A 14,553-nucleotide genomic window follows, 5' to 3' on the forward strand; every position below is an offset into this window, starting at 1 on the left:
ATCCCGCGCAGCCTCAGCCCCACGTGCAATCTCGTCGTATATAAGCGTCCTGGAAATCATGTGATTGTGGTTCTGTGTGACAAAACCGATTTTCTCCGCCCGCTCCTTAATCGTATCCCGGCTGATATCCCGTCCGTTCAGCAGAATCGCTCCTGATGAAGGCCGGTAAAAGCCGCAGATCAGCTTCGATACCGTCGACTTGCCGGCACCGTTTCTCCCGGCGATCGCCAGCATTTCGCCCCGGTTAACGGTCAGCGACAGCCGGTGCAGCACCTCCGTATCCCGCTCGTAGCTGAAGGAAACCCCTCTCAGCTCAAGGAGCGGGGAAACCTCTAGAGCCTCCGCTTCCTCCGCACAGCTGTCCATCCATTGCTGAAGCCTGTCCGCATGTCCCTCCATCCTAAGCTGATCCAGATGCTGGGGCTGCATGTCCGGAGTAATCACAAGACCTGCATACTTGAGTGCCGTCAGATACAGCGGCTCCCGGAGGCCCGCTTCAGCCAGCAGGCTGGAGCTTAGCAGCTCCGCCGCAGGCAGATCACCGGCAATTGCCCCGTCCTTCATCACAATAATTCGGTCCACCGGCCTGTGCAGCACCTCTTCCAGACGATGCTCAATAATAATTGCCGTTTTGCCGGTTTCCCGCTGGAGCCGGTCGATCAGTTCAATCGTCTTGGTCCCGGTGTATGGATCTAAGCTGGCCAGCGGCTCGTCGAACAGCAAAATATCCACATTGCCGACCAGGACTCCAGCGAGCATGGTTTTTTGCTTTTGTCCGCCGGACAGCTCCTGGGGTGAAGCAGCCAGCAGCTCGTGAATATCGACAGCTCTAGCCGCAGCCTCTACCCGCTCCGTCATCTCCAGCTGAGGCACCGCTCCGTTCTCCAGTACAAAGGCGATATCTTCACCAACAGTAAGACCGACGAACTGGCCGTCCGGGTCCTGCAGCACCGTTCCCGTTATTTCCGCTAATCCTGCGATGCTTAGTCCGCTCTGCTCCTGTCCCATAATCCGCAGGCTGCCGCTCATTTCTCCCGGGTAATAAAAGGGAATCAGCCCGTTGATGCAATGGGCCAGGGTGCTCTTGCCGGAACCGGAAGGGCCAACGATCAGCACCTTCTCCCCTTCGTTTATGCTCAAGGTTATTCCGCGCAGCGTTGGCTCCTGCTGAGCGCGGTAGGTGAAGCTGAAATCCGTAAATTCAATAACCGCTTTACTCATAATTGATCTTCCTCTTTCAGCTGTATCATGAAGCTGTATTTTCTCTATTTCAACAGAAAAGCCGGTGATTGTCACCGGCTTTCTGTTAAATCCTATGTTAGTTCAGCTTTCTTAAGCTTCCCTGCCGGGTCCGGGTCTTAGCATAGGCTGTTGCGAGCAGTGTGCCAATGACCCCCACGGTTACAATATTTGCCGCTCCGGCGATCAGTCCTTGCGTAAATACCTTGTTCGCCGGCTCTGCATAAATGAGAATATCCAGCGTTGGTGCTACAGCGAACCAGGCAATGGCATTTGCTGCGATCTGGGCGAGATTGAACCGGATGATTTCTTTTCTGCCGAACTCCCCGTCCTGTATAGAGATTCCAGCCACAAGCAGGCCGATAATCAGCCCGACCAGTCCTGAGGAGATTACCCAGCTGAACCAGGGGGAACCGTAAAAAATGGCATCCTTCAGCGTATGGCCGATCAATCCGATCAGCAGTCCGGCAACGGGTCCGTACAACAATGCGAACAATGCAAGCAGCGCATAAGTGGTCTCAATATTCGTATTCGGAATGCCGGAGGGGATCGAACCGAACCTTCCCAGAATTACGAATAATGCCGAACCGATTCCAACCGCTACAATCGTTCTGATAGATAATATATCTTTTTTGGCCACCTGATTCATCTCCCTTATGTATTTTTAGGAATTATACATCGGTTTACTAGGGATTACTATAGATTTATAAAAAAAGATCTGCATAGTCCTGAAACAGCGGCTCTGCAGATCTTTTATGCTGCTTATTTTACAGTAACGGATACCGTTACCGTTTTGTTATTCCACTTGCCTTTGATCGATGTTGTTCCTTTGCTTACTGCCGTAATCGTTCCGGATGCATTCACCTTCGCCACAGATGGTTTGGAGCTTGTCCAGACTACACTTCCTGTGACGTTGGCAGTTTTGCCGGTATCATATAGCGCCGTCACGACTACACTCTGGGAGGATCCGGCAGCAAGAGCAAGTTTGGACTCATTTACAGTAAGCTTGACCAGCTTAGGAACTACTGTAACTTTGACCGTAGCGGTAATCCCCTGGTAAGAACCAGTCAATGTCGCCGTGCCTTCGGCAACAGCCTTAACAGATGTCCCCTTTACTGTAGCTACTTCCGGATTGGAGGATTCCCAGTTCATTCCGCCGGAGAAGTTCGCCGACTTTCCGTTAGCGAAAAACCCGGTTACTTTGATAGTTTTGGATGCTTTGACGTTCAATTCCAGTGCAGCAGGCTCTACAACCAGCTTCACAACCTTCTGCTCAATCGTTACTGGAATGCTGATGGTCTTGTTGGCATAGGTACCTTTGAGGGTAGCTGTGCCTTTGGTCAAGCCCTTGATCACTTTGCCGCTAGTAATTTGTTTAATCACTGCATTCGTTCCGGTAACCTCCCAGGCAATCGTGCCGGAGACATCAAGCTCGTCACCATTTTCGAGCACTGCGTTCACGGTCGGCAGCGGCTGCTCTTCCCCAATGACCAATCCCAGCCCGTCTTCAGGGCCAATCAGAATCAGAACTTTGTTCAGAACCGTTACCTTCAGCTCGACGCTCTTCGAGCGCACTTCGGCGGCCGGCAAGGAGACATTGTCTGCTTTGATGATCCTGCCGGTAAGGGTAACCGTCCCAGCTTTGACGGCGGCAAGCTTGCCGTCCTTAATCTCAGCGATTTCATTATTTGCAGAAGTCCATACAATTTCCTGGCTAATATCCAGCTTGGTACCATCCAGCTTTGTACCGCTTACTTTCGGCAGGCTGAGGGTATCGGATGTATACATTTCCTGCTCGGTTTTCTCAAGTGTCAGATCTGTAATTGTCGGGTACACCGTCACTTTGAGCGTCTTGCTGACACCCAGGTTCTCCGCTTTGATTACAGCTGATCCAACCGCTTTGGCGGTCACCGTCGCGGCGGCATCCGCTGACGCTGTAGCATCCTTTGCCACCGTTACGGCCAGCTGATTGTCGGAAGTCCAGGTTGCATCCGCAGACTGATTCTGGGTAGAGTTGATGGCATTTCTCATTTTCGCCATTACCTTCAGGCTTTCACCGAGGAAAAGCGTCTGATCGTCTGAAGGCGTCAACAGAATCGCCTCGTAAGGGGAACGGACATATACATCCACAGACTTGGATACTCCAAGGTAGCTTGCTTTAATTACAGTCTTTCCGGAAGCCAGAACGGTGATTGTTCCGGCTTTTACGGTTGCAACGATCTCATTCGAGCTGGACCATTCGGCCAGACCCGTAACAGATTGTTCCTGACTGCTCTCAGTTGCTTTGGTCATTGCTGTCAATTCAATCGGATCATCTCCGACCAGCAGTTCAAGCTCCTTGACAACGTCAGGGGCATTTTTCTCTTTCAGTACAATTGCCGAATACGGCAGCTCTACCTGGGCTTTGAACGATGCAGTCAAGCCTTTGTATTTAGCCGTAATGGTGGCGGTTCCTTCTCCAACCAGTGTAATTTGACCCTTAGCAATGGTTAGTACCCCTGTATTGGAGCTGCTCCATTCGGCATCGGCAGATACATCCTTAACGGAAGTGGCCGAATCGCCGCCTGTTGCTTTTGCTTTGACGAGCAGCGTATCGTCGCTGTCGCCCAGTTTATAGTTTCCGCCAGAGCTGTACTCCAGAGTTAATTCCTTATAGGGATGGGTAACGGACACCTCAAGAGTGGCTACCGCGTTGTTGTAGGTAGCCGTGATCATCGCCGTACCGGTAGCTACCGGTTTGAGCAGGCCGTTGAGTACTGTGACTACATTAGAATTCGAGGATACCCAAGTCGAAGCAGCTGTGACGTCCCTTTTAGAGGAGGACCCTTCCAGACTGGCATAGACTTTGATTTGTTTGGGTGTCTGTCCCACGGTAAGCTCTACTTTTGCCGAACTGTCGAAATCGATTGAGATGGTATCGCCTGTAGCTGCAAAGACGTTTACCGGAAAAGCTGCGGCAGCGAGCAATATCATAATGAGGAGCATTTTCGTCATTTTCCTGTACACAGTCATCTATTCTCTCCTTAGGCAGTAAGTTTATCGGTGGGGGGTTTCCACACTCTTCCACTATATCGACAATTACGCCTGAAGTGTTTACTTAATTTTCAGTTTCGGATGAATTCGGGACTTTTTAACTATATAAAATGAACCTGTTTTTTTTCTGTTTTGGGGCTGGCTTCCGATGCTAGCTTTCCTGCGGAAAGCTTTTAGGCGGACGCTATCGCTCCTACAGTTCCAAAATCCCCCTCCATTACTCTCCCCTTTTCTCATGTTTTAAAGTTCCTCTTATATAGTAAATTTTAGGTCAAGCATCGCTAGTGCCTTTTGTAAAAGAGGCACGTTATTAGCGTATAAGCTGCCCTTCCCCCGCTCCCAGGCTGCCTCCGGCTCATGCCATTCCACGGCGTTAATCTCCCCAGCCTGCGCCTTGGTCACCCCGCCCACCGCTTCTACCAGAAAGTAATGGACTTCCTTATCCACTTTTCCATGTACAGGATGCTGAAAAGTATATTTAATAATATCGATGGGTGCCTTGATTATTCCGACAATGCCTGTCTCCTCACGGATCTCCCGCAGCGCCGTCTCCTCTACTGTCTCCCCGTCCTCCATCTTGCCTTTGGGCAGCGCCACTTTGCCGTAGCGGTCCACGATCAGCTGTATTTCCAGTTGCCCGCTGCCTCTACGGTAAACCACGCCGCCCGCTGAAATTTGCTTATGCGCCATGTTGATAGCTCCTTAAAAGTTTTGTAGCATAGCATCACTGAATCATCAGCGTCAAAACTCGCTTCGGAAGCATTCGCTTAGTTTTGCAGCGTCAGATAGCAAGAAGGACTTCATCTCCCGTAGGAAATGAAATCCTTGCTTGCGGCCATCTATAAATGCTAGTGTGCGATTGGACGAAGCTCAGTCCGGCTGACGCCTACCAGCTCGCCCTTGCATTCATTGACTCCGGCTTCGGTAATCTTCACCTGGCAGAGCTCACCCTGCAGCGAATCATCGCCGCTGAAGAACACCTGGAGGTAGTTATCGCTGAAGCCGTGCTGGGTGCTGCGGCCCGGTGCGTCTTTGGCAGACCGCTCGGCAATGACCGATACGGTCTTGCCGACGAAATTGCGGGCATACGCCAGCTGCATCTCCTCGGAGAGGTCGATCAGCTGCTGGACGCGGGCATTCTTGATCTCTTCATCGACCTGGTTCAGCATCCGCGCAGCCGGTGTGCCTGTCCGCTTCGAATACGGGAATACATGCATCTCGGAGTAGTTCACGGCCTTCATAAAGTCATAGCCCGAACGGAACATTTCCTCCGTCTCACCCGGGAAGCCGACGATTACGTCGGTTGTAATGCCGACATCCGGCATGGCCTGGCGGATCAGCTGCATTTTAGCGTAATATTCTTCGGTCGTATATTTACGTCGCATCGCTTTGAGTACGTCGTTATGTCCTGCCTGTAGCGGAATATGCAGATGGCGGCACATTTTGGAGCTGCGGTTCAGCACTTCCAGTAGTTTCTCATCAATCTGGCTGGCCTCTATCGAGCTGATGCGCACCCGCTCCAGCCCGTCCACTTTGTCCAGCTCCCAGAGCAGATCAGCGAGACGATAATTGTCCAGATCATCGCCGTAGCCTCCGGTGTGAATCCCGGTGAGCACAAATTCCTTGTAGCCTGCCTCAACCAGCTGATGCGCCTGGGCAACGATGGATTTCGGATCACGGCTGCGTGACAGCCCGCGCGACCACGGAATGATGCAGAAGGTGCAGAAGTTGTTACAGCCATCCTGAATTTTCATAAAGGCCCGCGTCCGGTCGGCAAAGCCAGGCACATCCAGCTCCTCAAATTCACGCGTCTTCATAATATTGCGCACGGCATTAACCGGCTGGCGGGATTCCTGTATATTCTTGACATGGGTCATAATATGCTCACGGTCCTGGTTGCCGATGACCAGATCGACGCCGGGAATATCGAGGATCTCGCCGGGAGAGGTCTGCGCATAGCAGCCCGTTACGGCTACAATCGCCTCCGGGTTGCGGCGCACGGCGCGGCGGATCATCTGCCGGCTTTTTTTGTCACCGGTGTTCGTTACTGTACAGGTATTGATCAAATACACATCGGCAGAGCCCTCGAAATCCACCTGCTCGTAACCTTCATTTTTGAAAAGCTGCCAGATGGCTTCAGTATCATAGAAATTGACTTTACAACCTAAAGTATAAAATGCTACGGATGGCATTGTTCAAGCTCCCCCCATTTCTCCGGATTCATATAGAATACATGCTGCGGCGACCATACCTGCTGTCTCGCAGCGCAGGATACGGCTTCCAAGTCCAACGGATACTGCCCCGGCTTCTTCGGCTGCACGGCACTCCTCCGGGCTGAAGCCGCCTTCGGGTCCGACGACGATCATGACCTTGCCCGCAGACTCCGGGGGCAGCGCGGATAGCCAAGGGACGGCGGCACTGCGCAGCTGCAGGCCTTCTTCCTTTTCATAACAGAAGTATACCGCATCGTACCCGCTGAAGCTCTGCAGCAGCTGCTTCCAGCTGAGCGGTGAATGCACGGCCGGCACGATATTGCGGTGCGCCTGCTCTGCCGCTTCCTTGGTGATTTTGCGCCAGCGCTCCAGCCGCTTGCTCTCCTTACGCTCATCGTACTGCACGATGGTACGCTCTGAGAGGAAGGGGGCAAAGGCCACCGCACCGATTTCGGTGCATTTTTGAATGACCGTTTCCAGCTTGTCGCCCTTGGGCAGACTCTGGGCCACCGTGATCTGGATGCGCGGCTCATGAGTCATCTCCAGGGGTTCCAGGATGTTCACTACAACCTCGCCTATTTCAATCGATGCAATTTCCACCAGGGCTTCACGGGATACGCCATCGCTTACAATCAGCTTGTCCCCCGCCTTGCCGCGCATGACCTTGGCGATATGGCGGGCATCTTCGCCCCCAATGCTCACCTGATCCGCGCCAAACTGCTCGGGTGCTACAAAATAACGCTGCATATTCAACCTCATTCTGTTCGATTATTCAGCGTAAAAACGGCGGCGTTCCTGCTGTCCAGGTCTCCGGCCGCCGCTCCTTACGCACATGTAAACCCTCTAAAAATAACACATTACATCATACAACGTTTGCCTGTCTGTGAACAGCCCCTGTTACAGTACTCCGTATCCGAACAGCTTGAGGAACATTCGGAAAAAGTCATTTCCAAGTTGTGCTGCCCAATCACTTAGCGGCTGGATCGTGTAATTACGCAACCCGGGAATAAAGATGATCAGCAAAAAGATAAAGACTGTCCACTGCTCAGCCTGCTGCATTCTTGCGCGAACCGGACGCGGTGCTACATCCTCTACGATCCGATATCCGTCCAGCGGGGGCAGCGGAATCAGATTAAAAATGAAGAGAAAGAAATTGAATGGAATGAATATACCAAAAAACCAGTGAACCGCTCTTAACAATTGATCATTTGCTATGGAATCCATAACGCCTGTTGCATAGAGCACAGCGTAGATCAACGAACCCAGGATACCAAGCAGCAGATTGCTGATCGGTCCGGCAGCAGATACAATAACTCCCATCAGCCGCGGACGGCTGAAGTTGTCACGGTTCACCGGAACCGGACGGGCCCAGCCGAATCCTGCAATAAGCAGCAATATAATACCGAACAGATCAAAATGAACGGCAGGATTAAGTGTCATGCGGCCCAGCAGTCTTGCCGTCGGATCACCGAATTTGTTGGCAAAGTAGGCGTGAGCGAACTCATGTACAGTAAATGCGATCACAATCGTAATCAGAAAAAACGGAAGCTGCTGCAGGGGATATACTAAAATTCGATCCAATGAATCCATCTCTACCTCTTTCCGGCTGTAATTGCCACCCAGTCTTCTTCACGGGTAATTTCCATAATCTCAAAACCGGAAGCCTCAAGTGCCTGTGTCACAAGACCTTCCTTATCCTTATAGATGCCGGAGGTAATATAAATCCCGCCCGGCTGCAGTGCACGGAATACATCATCTGTGAACAGCACAAGAATCTCCGCCAGAATGTTAGCCACTATCAGCTTCACGGGAAGTGTCACTCCGAGGCCAGTATTTGCCGGAGCTTCAGCTTCCTGCGCATTCGTATAGCCGGGTCTTGCCGCAGGCCACATATCTGCTGCTGCAGTATCCGCTGCGCCTTCGCCGCCAAGCAGCGACAGCAGGTCGCTTTCTTTTACCGTAACTGATTCCTGCAGTCTGTTCAGGAGCACATTCTCCCGGGCACTTTCTACCGCGACCGGATCAAGATCCAGTGCAAGCACAGATTTCGCGCCAAGCAGAACCGCACCCACAGCCAGAATACCGGAGCCGGTTCCTACGTCGATAACTTCCTCGCCGCCGCTGATTCTCTTCTCAAGTGCACGCAGGCACAGCGCTGTCGTAGGATGCGTACCTGTTCCGAAGGCCATGCCGGGATCGATTTCAATAATTTTCTCACCCGGGCCGGCTGGTGTATATTCTTCCCAGGTCGGCTTAATGGTTAGACGCTCGGATACACGCAGCGGCTTGAAATATGCCTTCCAGGCATGGGCCCATTCGTCCTCGTCCACGGTCTTCCAGGAGATCAGCGCTTTGCCGGGATCAATCCCGAACTCCCGCAGCTCTTCCACACGCGGTGCGACTTCCGAGATTACATCGTCCATCGAAACCGTCTCGGCATAGTAACCTTTAATCACAGCTTCACCGATCGGAATATCATTCAGCGGCTCGTCGTATAATTCGCCGTACCGGGTGTCTCTAATTTTACTCAGTGTTCCTGATTCTTCAATGGAAACACCGCCTGCTCCGGCTTCATACAGCAGATTGGATATCATCTCCTGAGCCTCTTCTGTTGTATGTACCGTCAGTTCATGCCATAACATGTGTGTAGGTCCTCCTAAAATAATATGCAGTGGTTGAATATTTAACAGTATAACATTTCTTCTATAGGTAGCGCCAAAACCGCGGTTTCTGTGCAGCAGATCCGTTATTCTACTTGCGGCAAAAGCAGTCAGCCGTATGGTCATTCACCATGCCCGAGGCCTGCATAAACGCATAACAAATCGTAGAGCCGACAAACTTCATGCCCTTCTTCTTCAAGGCCCTGCTCATCTCATCGGACTGGGCGGTGGTAGCCGGGACCTCGGAACGTGTCTTCCACCCGTTAATCACCGGCTTTCCTCCGGTAAAGCTCCACAGGTAACCGGCAAAGCTGCCCTCCTCCCGGCATATCTGCAGATAGACCTCTGCGTTCCGCAGGATGGCATTAATCTTCAGACGGTTACGGATGATGCCCGTATCCTGCATCAATGATTCAATTTTCGCTTCATCATACTGGACAATCTTCTGCGGATCGAATCCGTCGAAGACTTTCCGGAAATGCTCCCGCTTCTTCAGCACGGTATACCAGCTCAGTCCGGCCTGCATGCCCTCCAGCATCAGCAGCTCGAACAGCTTCCGGTCATCGTACAGCGGCTTGCCCCATTCTTCATCGTGATAGGCGATATAGAGCGGGTCCTCGTTAACCCAGGCACAGCGTGTGATCTCCAAGTTGTTCTCTCCTTTGTCTCTCAAGCTGTTATACGGCTTCGGTCTGCATCAGCCATAATAACATTCTCTATTATAATATCAAAAAAAGCCGTCCGCCCCTGCACCAGGGTATCGAACGGCTTAAATTTGCTTTCCATAAGCGGTGTAAATCGGCAGAGTTTAAGGCTGCAGCTGCACCCGTATCTCTTTCTCCGGCTCATCGGTCGTGTAAAAGAACATATAGATCGAAGCTTCTGTCCCTTTGAAATTCTTATAGACATCGATAGCTTTATTATTTCCGTCCCCGTCAAAATTGGTCGTAACCGGCTTGCCCAGAATACGATCTTTACCCAAATTAATATGGGTTTGGTTGACTCCGCCGAAACGGGCGTCATCGCTTTGGGTCTCTACGAACAAATCGCTCCCCTGCCTATAATAGGTCCATTTCACCGGGTAGCCCCCGGTATCGCGGATCAGTGTCTGTTTGTCAGCAGAGATATTCGTCAGCTGGAGCGGAGCCTTGTCATCTTCATGAACAGTAACCTTGTAGCTGCCAACAAAGGTAAGCTGGGTTTGCTTATCGATCACGAGATCACTAGGACGTTCGAAGCTGAATGTCATTAATTTAGGATCATCCTCTTTCGACCGGTACTGCATCCCCTTAATTGTCTTTCCGCCAGCTTCAAGCTTTACTTTGACATAAGGTATCCTTGGAAATTTATTATTCTTCACTCTGACAGAGACCCGGATCTGGGTGGGTGTAACTACCATACTCTCAATTGTATTCATAGTATCGCCCGGTTCCAGCGGAAGATTCAGCGCCGTTTTGATCGTTCCGCTCTCCATTTGCTTCTTGCTTAACTGCAGATCAAAGGACCACGGTCCGGTAATATTTTGTTCCAGCTTAGTATATTGCAGCTTGTAGGCGGTCTGTCCTTCGGGAACCTCAGCAGTCTTAAAATATTGCTTCATGGTGTATTCACCGTTATCCCCAGGCGCGCCAAAGGTACCGGGTATCGAATTCACCAGTTTACCTCCTTTGTAAGCAACAATCTGCGGGTACGTCCACTCCTTCGCCTGTGGATTATCGAAAATGACTGCCGAAGACAGCAGCAGTTTCCCGTCGCTCTGGGTGAATGGCTGTACCTCCAGGCTTTGCATGCCTTCTTGCCCGATCTGGAAGGTCTGCAGTGCCGAAGAACCACTGTCGAGAGACAGCTCCTGCTCCGCCTGACTAAAGGACTGTACAGCATCGGCGGTTAAGGTAACCTTAGCCTCCTCCGACTTAGAGGTCCAGTCACTCTCAAAGTAGCCATTGTAGCGCTGGTTCGCTTCATCCCACTGCTGGTAGCTGTATTCTCCCTCGCTGCCGTTGCCTTTTTTATCCTTTAAGGATAGACCCTTTACGTTCCAGAACTTCAGATCATCCCGCTTCCCTACATCCAGACTATACAGAATCACTGTCCGGTTCTCATCGACAATTGCCGTCCGCAGCGTCAGCGTGACCCCGCCCCTGCTGATGGACTGCCCCAGCTGCTGGCCCAGATTCTGGTCAAGCGCAGCTTGGACGCCTTCCCTGCCGCGCAGCAGATTTCCCCAGTCATATTGAATAGCCGCATATACCGGGGCGGCAGCAAGCAGTGCACTAAGGGAGGCTGCGACCATTACCCTGCGCCAGTTTCTCACACGGTACGAACCAGCGCCCCCAGCTGTATCCGTCTTTAACGTTACAGTATTTACCGCCTGCTCTACCCGGCCCCACATGCTGTCGAAATCCGGATAATTAACGGCGTTTTCTTCATTTAACTGATGCTTCAGCATATTTTCCAGCTTCTTCAAAGGGGTCTCTCCTCCATTCATCATCTTGTATTCCGGCTTCCAGCAGAATCCGCCTCATCATTTTCAGGCCCTTGTGCTGTCTTGATTTCGCTGTACCGAGCGGTATGGACAGTGCCTCCGAGATTTCAGCCAGACTGAAATCATGCATGTATCTTAGTGTCAGCACCGCACGGATTTTCACAGGCAGCCTGGATAAGTAACCCGCCCATTCCAGTTCCGTCTCTTTTTGTTCAATCAGCCGCTCTACCGGTGTTTCATCACTATTCCCGTTCCAAAGATGCAGATTCTGTGCTACCTTCTGCTGCAGGCTGCGCGAGCGTTTCAGATGATTCAGGCAGGCGTTGACCGCAATCTTCATAATCCATGCCCGGACATACTCGACATCCTGCCAGTGGCTGCGAAAAACAGTGATAAACACCTCCTGGCACAGATCCTCCGCATCTGCTGCATCATGCACCATGTAGTAACATGTCCGGTAAACAGCTTTGTTGTAGGCTTCAAATAATTCGCGGTTACTCTGCAATTCTGGCCCTCCTTTCTTATGTGATCTGTCTATTTAACAATCCACGCCCGAAAAAGGTTCATTTCCCTGAGCATAAACATTTGCCGCTGTTTTGACCAGGGCAGGAAGCAGGCTTAGCAGAGCTGCGGAATACAAAAAAGCACACCCCGGAGGACAATGTCGTTAAGTTAAGACGTAGGGCCAAAAATCAAAAAAAGAGCAGGTTATCGAAAAGATAGCCTGCTCTTTAACTTTACAAGCAAATGGAAATATGAGGCGAAGCCCCTTGAAAAAACGAGGAGGTTACGCCTATGAATGAGTATGCGAATTCATAGGACCTTCACTTCTTACTCATTTTAATCTTAAATACATCCCCTGCCTCGCCTCCAAGAACGATCAACCCGCCTTCAGGCAAGATTATGGAGCGCTCATCACTTACAGCAGAGAAATGTACAACCTTGCCTTGTGCATCATACACAGCAAATCCTCCGCTAACTGGGACATCAACCGTCATACTTATATTCGCGGATTGTTCACCAATCTTGAACCAAACGGCATGACCATTAGAGGGAATTGTAACCTTGGAGGATTTGCCTGCATAGATCGGTTTAACAGCCTCTTCACTAATATAAGAAAAGCCTTCGACTTTCAAATACTCCACATTGTTCACCTTGTAGAAATTCAGGTCGAACGCATCTCGACCGCTCATTACTGGAATTTCAGCGACATTCAGCGCCTGGTTCGCATCTACAATACGAGCACCCGAGACATAGCCTTGATCCACCGTGATATTTTTCGTAAGAATCGAAGGTTCCATATACATGATTGATGTGATTTTCTCGTTCACCGCGTAATAATTTTTACCGTTTCTCTTCTCCCATGCTTTCTGTGTTGTTTGGTCTAAGAGATTGGGATTCAGCTTCTGATATTCATAGGTTACCATAACCATCTGGCCGATTCCCGGGATTGTTAAATATGCTTTGAGCTTCAAGTAAGTTTTGCCATTCTTCTGCTCGTCGAAGCTTACGGCTGCACTGCCATCCATGCTAGTAAATTGTCCATCACCTGTATACACATATTTCTGCGTAGGAATCATCCCTGCTAATGCAGACAGTTCTAATTCTCCATCCTTGATCTCTATATTCGCTGTAGATCCCACAGCCCCATATCGTCCCGAATAAGCTTGTAGTTGAGCGGGCATCTCCACTTTTACTGCAGGCTTGAAGGTCTTATCTGGTTGGATCTCTTTAATCTTCCCGGTGTCCTCCAAATATTCCAACAATACTTTCGATGCAAAAATCGTATTATAGATCGAGCTTCCGCCGGAAGTGAGTACTGCAATGCTAAGGTCGTATTCGGGGATCGTCGTTAAAGCGGCGTGGTACATCGTCGTATCTCCGCCCTTGTTTAGCGCCGTGATCCCATAATCGCTGAATGGGGCCAAGCTTACTGCATCCCAGCCTAGACCGTAGTTAAACGCGTTCGTCTCCTCAGGCACCCACAGTCCTCTCCTGTATTCAGGATTCTGCATAGCCTTGGCTGATTGCTCCGATAGAATATCTGTCCGGTTGCCAATTAACACTTCTCCGAATGCCGTCAACTCCTCCGCAGTGGAGAAGATTCCTCCCGCTCCAAGGACGTTCGCATATTCGACGGGTAGAGCCTTTTCTATAGTTGGAAAATAGGTTTTGGCCAGCTGTTCTCTATCAAACTCGTCTAATGGGGTTTTCGTAGAGCTTAAATGTAATGGGCTGCTAATATATTGATCCAGAAATTCAGAATAGCTTAAACCGCTCACTCGTTCTACTAAGAGCTCCAGCAGTTGGAATCCATCATTACAATAGACGGAGTATTCTCCCGGATCTGATTTCAATCGTTCAGATTGTAATCGTGACAGCAGCTCATCATGATTCTCCGTGTCGGTGTCGTCGAATAGCATACTGTTCCCGTAATGTGTGCCGAACAGACCTGAGGAGTGATTCATCAACATACGAGGTGTAATGTCCTTATAGCGTTCATCCGCCATCTTAAACTCTGGAATATAAGTAGTCAGCGGTTTATCGATATCAACCTTCTTGGCATCTGCTAGAATCATGGTTGCTGCAGATACATACATTTTGCTCACCGAGCCGATCCCAAACATGGTGTCTTCGGTAATCTGCTCTCCATTTGCTTTGTCAGACACCCCGGCACTATCGGATAGTACAATGGAGCCTTGATCCCGAATCGCATACTGTATCCCACTCACCCCATAAGAGGACACGATCTCCTCCGCCAACCGCTGCGCTTTGTCCTTGGCCGTTCCCTTCTCACTCTCGGCCGAGACTTGGGTCACCGGCACAACGAACATCGCAGCCGCGAGCACCGACATCATCATTTTCTTCAACATCAACTTCTTCAACATCATTCAGTCCTCCTCAAATTCACCCATGGAATTTT

Annotated in this window: 11 protein-coding genes and 1 pseudogene; all 12 read right to left on the minus strand. The window is 50.6% G+C overall.

What is annotated here, in order from left to right; translation table 11 throughout:
* Positions 1 to 1,221: pseudogene (locus AQR02_RS18955) on the minus strand (ABC transporter ATP-binding protein); the annotation flags it as partial.
* A 97-nt stretch (positions 1,222 to 1,318) separates the two neighbouring features.
* Positions 1,319 to 1,888, minus strand: a complete 570-nt coding sequence (locus AQR02_RS18960; protein WP_054941806.1) for an ECF-type riboflavin transporter substrate-binding protein — start codon at positions 1,886 to 1,888, stop codon at positions 1,319 to 1,321.
* A 113-nt stretch (positions 1,889 to 2,001) separates the two neighbouring features.
* Positions 2,002 to 4,251 carry an Ig-like domain-containing protein gene (locus AQR02_RS18965; RefSeq protein WP_054941807.1) on the minus strand — a complete coding sequence of 750 codons (2,250 nt, stop codon included), beginning with the start codon at positions 4,249 to 4,251 and terminating at the stop codon, positions 2,002 to 2,004.
* A 273-nt stretch (positions 4,252 to 4,524) separates the two neighbouring features.
* Positions 4,525 to 4,962 (minus strand): NUDIX hydrolase, encoded by a 438-nt coding sequence (locus tag AQR02_RS18970; protein WP_054941808.1) that lies wholly within the window; start codon positions 4,960 to 4,962, stop codon positions 4,525 to 4,527.
* Positions 4,963 to 5,120: 158 nt separating this feature from the next.
* Positions 5,121 to 6,464 carry a tRNA (N(6)-L-threonylcarbamoyladenosine(37)-C(2))-methylthiotransferase MtaB gene (mtaB, locus tag AQR02_RS18975; RefSeq protein ID WP_054941809.1) on the minus strand — a complete coding sequence of 448 codons (1,344 nt, stop codon included), beginning with the start codon at positions 6,462 to 6,464 and terminating at the stop codon, positions 5,121 to 5,123.
* Positions 6,465 to 6,467: 3 nt separating this feature from the next.
* Entirely contained in the window at positions 6,468 to 7,232 is a 765-nt protein-coding gene (locus AQR02_RS18980) for an RsmE family RNA methyltransferase (protein WP_054941810.1), read from the minus strand.
* A 150-nt stretch (positions 7,233 to 7,382) separates the two neighbouring features.
* Positions 7,383 to 8,075, minus strand: a complete 693-nt coding sequence (locus AQR02_RS18985; RefSeq protein ID WP_054941811.1) for a site-2 protease family protein — start codon at positions 8,073 to 8,075, stop codon at positions 7,383 to 7,385.
* 2 nt (positions 8,076 to 8,077) lie between these two features.
* Positions 8,078 to 9,127 carry a 50S ribosomal protein L11 methyltransferase gene (prmA, locus tag AQR02_RS18990; protein ID WP_054941812.1) on the minus strand — a complete coding sequence of 350 codons (1,050 nt, stop codon included), beginning with the start codon at positions 9,125 to 9,127 and terminating at the stop codon, positions 8,078 to 8,080.
* Positions 9,128 to 9,236: 109 nt separating this feature from the next.
* On the minus strand, positions 9,237 to 9,794 hold the full coding sequence (locus tag AQR02_RS18995) for a DNA-3-methyladenine glycosylase I (protein WP_054941813.1): 558 nt from the start codon (positions 9,792 to 9,794) through the stop codon (positions 9,237 to 9,239).
* Between the two features lie 159 nt (positions 9,795 to 9,953).
* A complete protein-coding gene (locus tag AQR02_RS19000; RefSeq protein WP_108722023.1) occupies positions 9,954 to 11,612 on the minus strand; it encodes a DUF4179 domain-containing protein in 1,659 nt (552 codons plus the stop codon).
* Positions 11,572 to 12,135: an RNA polymerase sigma factor gene (locus tag AQR02_RS19005; RefSeq protein ID WP_054941814.1), complete on the minus strand. Its 564-nt coding sequence runs from the start codon at positions 12,133 to 12,135 to the stop codon at positions 11,572 to 11,574. The genes AQR02_RS19000 and AQR02_RS19005 overlap by 41 nt, the downstream gene beginning before the upstream one ends.
* Positions 12,136 to 12,454: 319 nt before the next feature.
* Positions 12,455 to 14,518, minus strand: coding sequence for a serine hydrolase domain-containing protein (locus AQR02_RS19010; protein WP_425339990.1), 2,064 nt, complete (start codon positions 14,516 to 14,518; stop codon positions 12,455 to 12,457).
* Positions 14,519 to 14,553 lie beyond the last annotated feature (35 nt).

Origin of the sequence: Paenibacillus ihuae (genome assembly GCF_001368795.1) — a bacterium.
GTDB classification, from domain to species: domain Bacteria; phylum Bacillota; class Bacilli; order Paenibacillales; family Paenibacillaceae; genus Paenibacillus_AQ; species Paenibacillus_AQ ihuae.

Excerpts from the sequence above, each read along its gene's own strand:
- AQR02_RS18970 (WP_054941808.1), bottom strand. The coding sequence starts at position 4,962 with ATGGCGCATAAGCAAATTTCAGCGGGCGGCGTGGTTTACCGTAGAGGC.
- AQR02_RS18985 (WP_054941811.1), bottom strand. The coding sequence starts at position 8,075 with ATGGATTCATTGGATCGAATTTTAGTATATCCCCTGCAGCAGCTTCCG.
- AQR02_RS19010 (WP_425339990.1), bottom strand. The coding sequence starts at position 14,518 with ATGTTGAAGAAGTTGATGTTGAAGAAAATGATGATGTCGGTGCTCGCG.
- AQR02_RS18960 (WP_054941806.1), bottom strand. The coding sequence starts at position 1,888 with ATGAATCAGGTGGCCAAAAAAGATATATTATCTATCAGAACGATTGTA.
- mtaB (WP_054941809.1), bottom strand. The coding sequence starts at position 6,464 with ATGCCATCCGTAGCATTTTATACTTTAGGTTGTAAAGTCAATTTCTAT.
- AQR02_RS18965 (WP_054941807.1), bottom strand. The coding sequence starts at position 4,251 with ATGACTGTGTACAGGAAAATGACGAAAATGCTCCTCATTATGATATTG.
- AQR02_RS18980 (WP_054941810.1), bottom strand. The coding sequence starts at position 7,232 with ATGCAGCGTTATTTTGTAGCACCCGAGCAGTTTGGCGCGGATCAGGTG.
- prmA (WP_054941812.1), bottom strand. The coding sequence starts at position 9,127 with ATGTTATGGCATGAACTGACGGTACATACAACAGAAGAGGCTCAGGAG.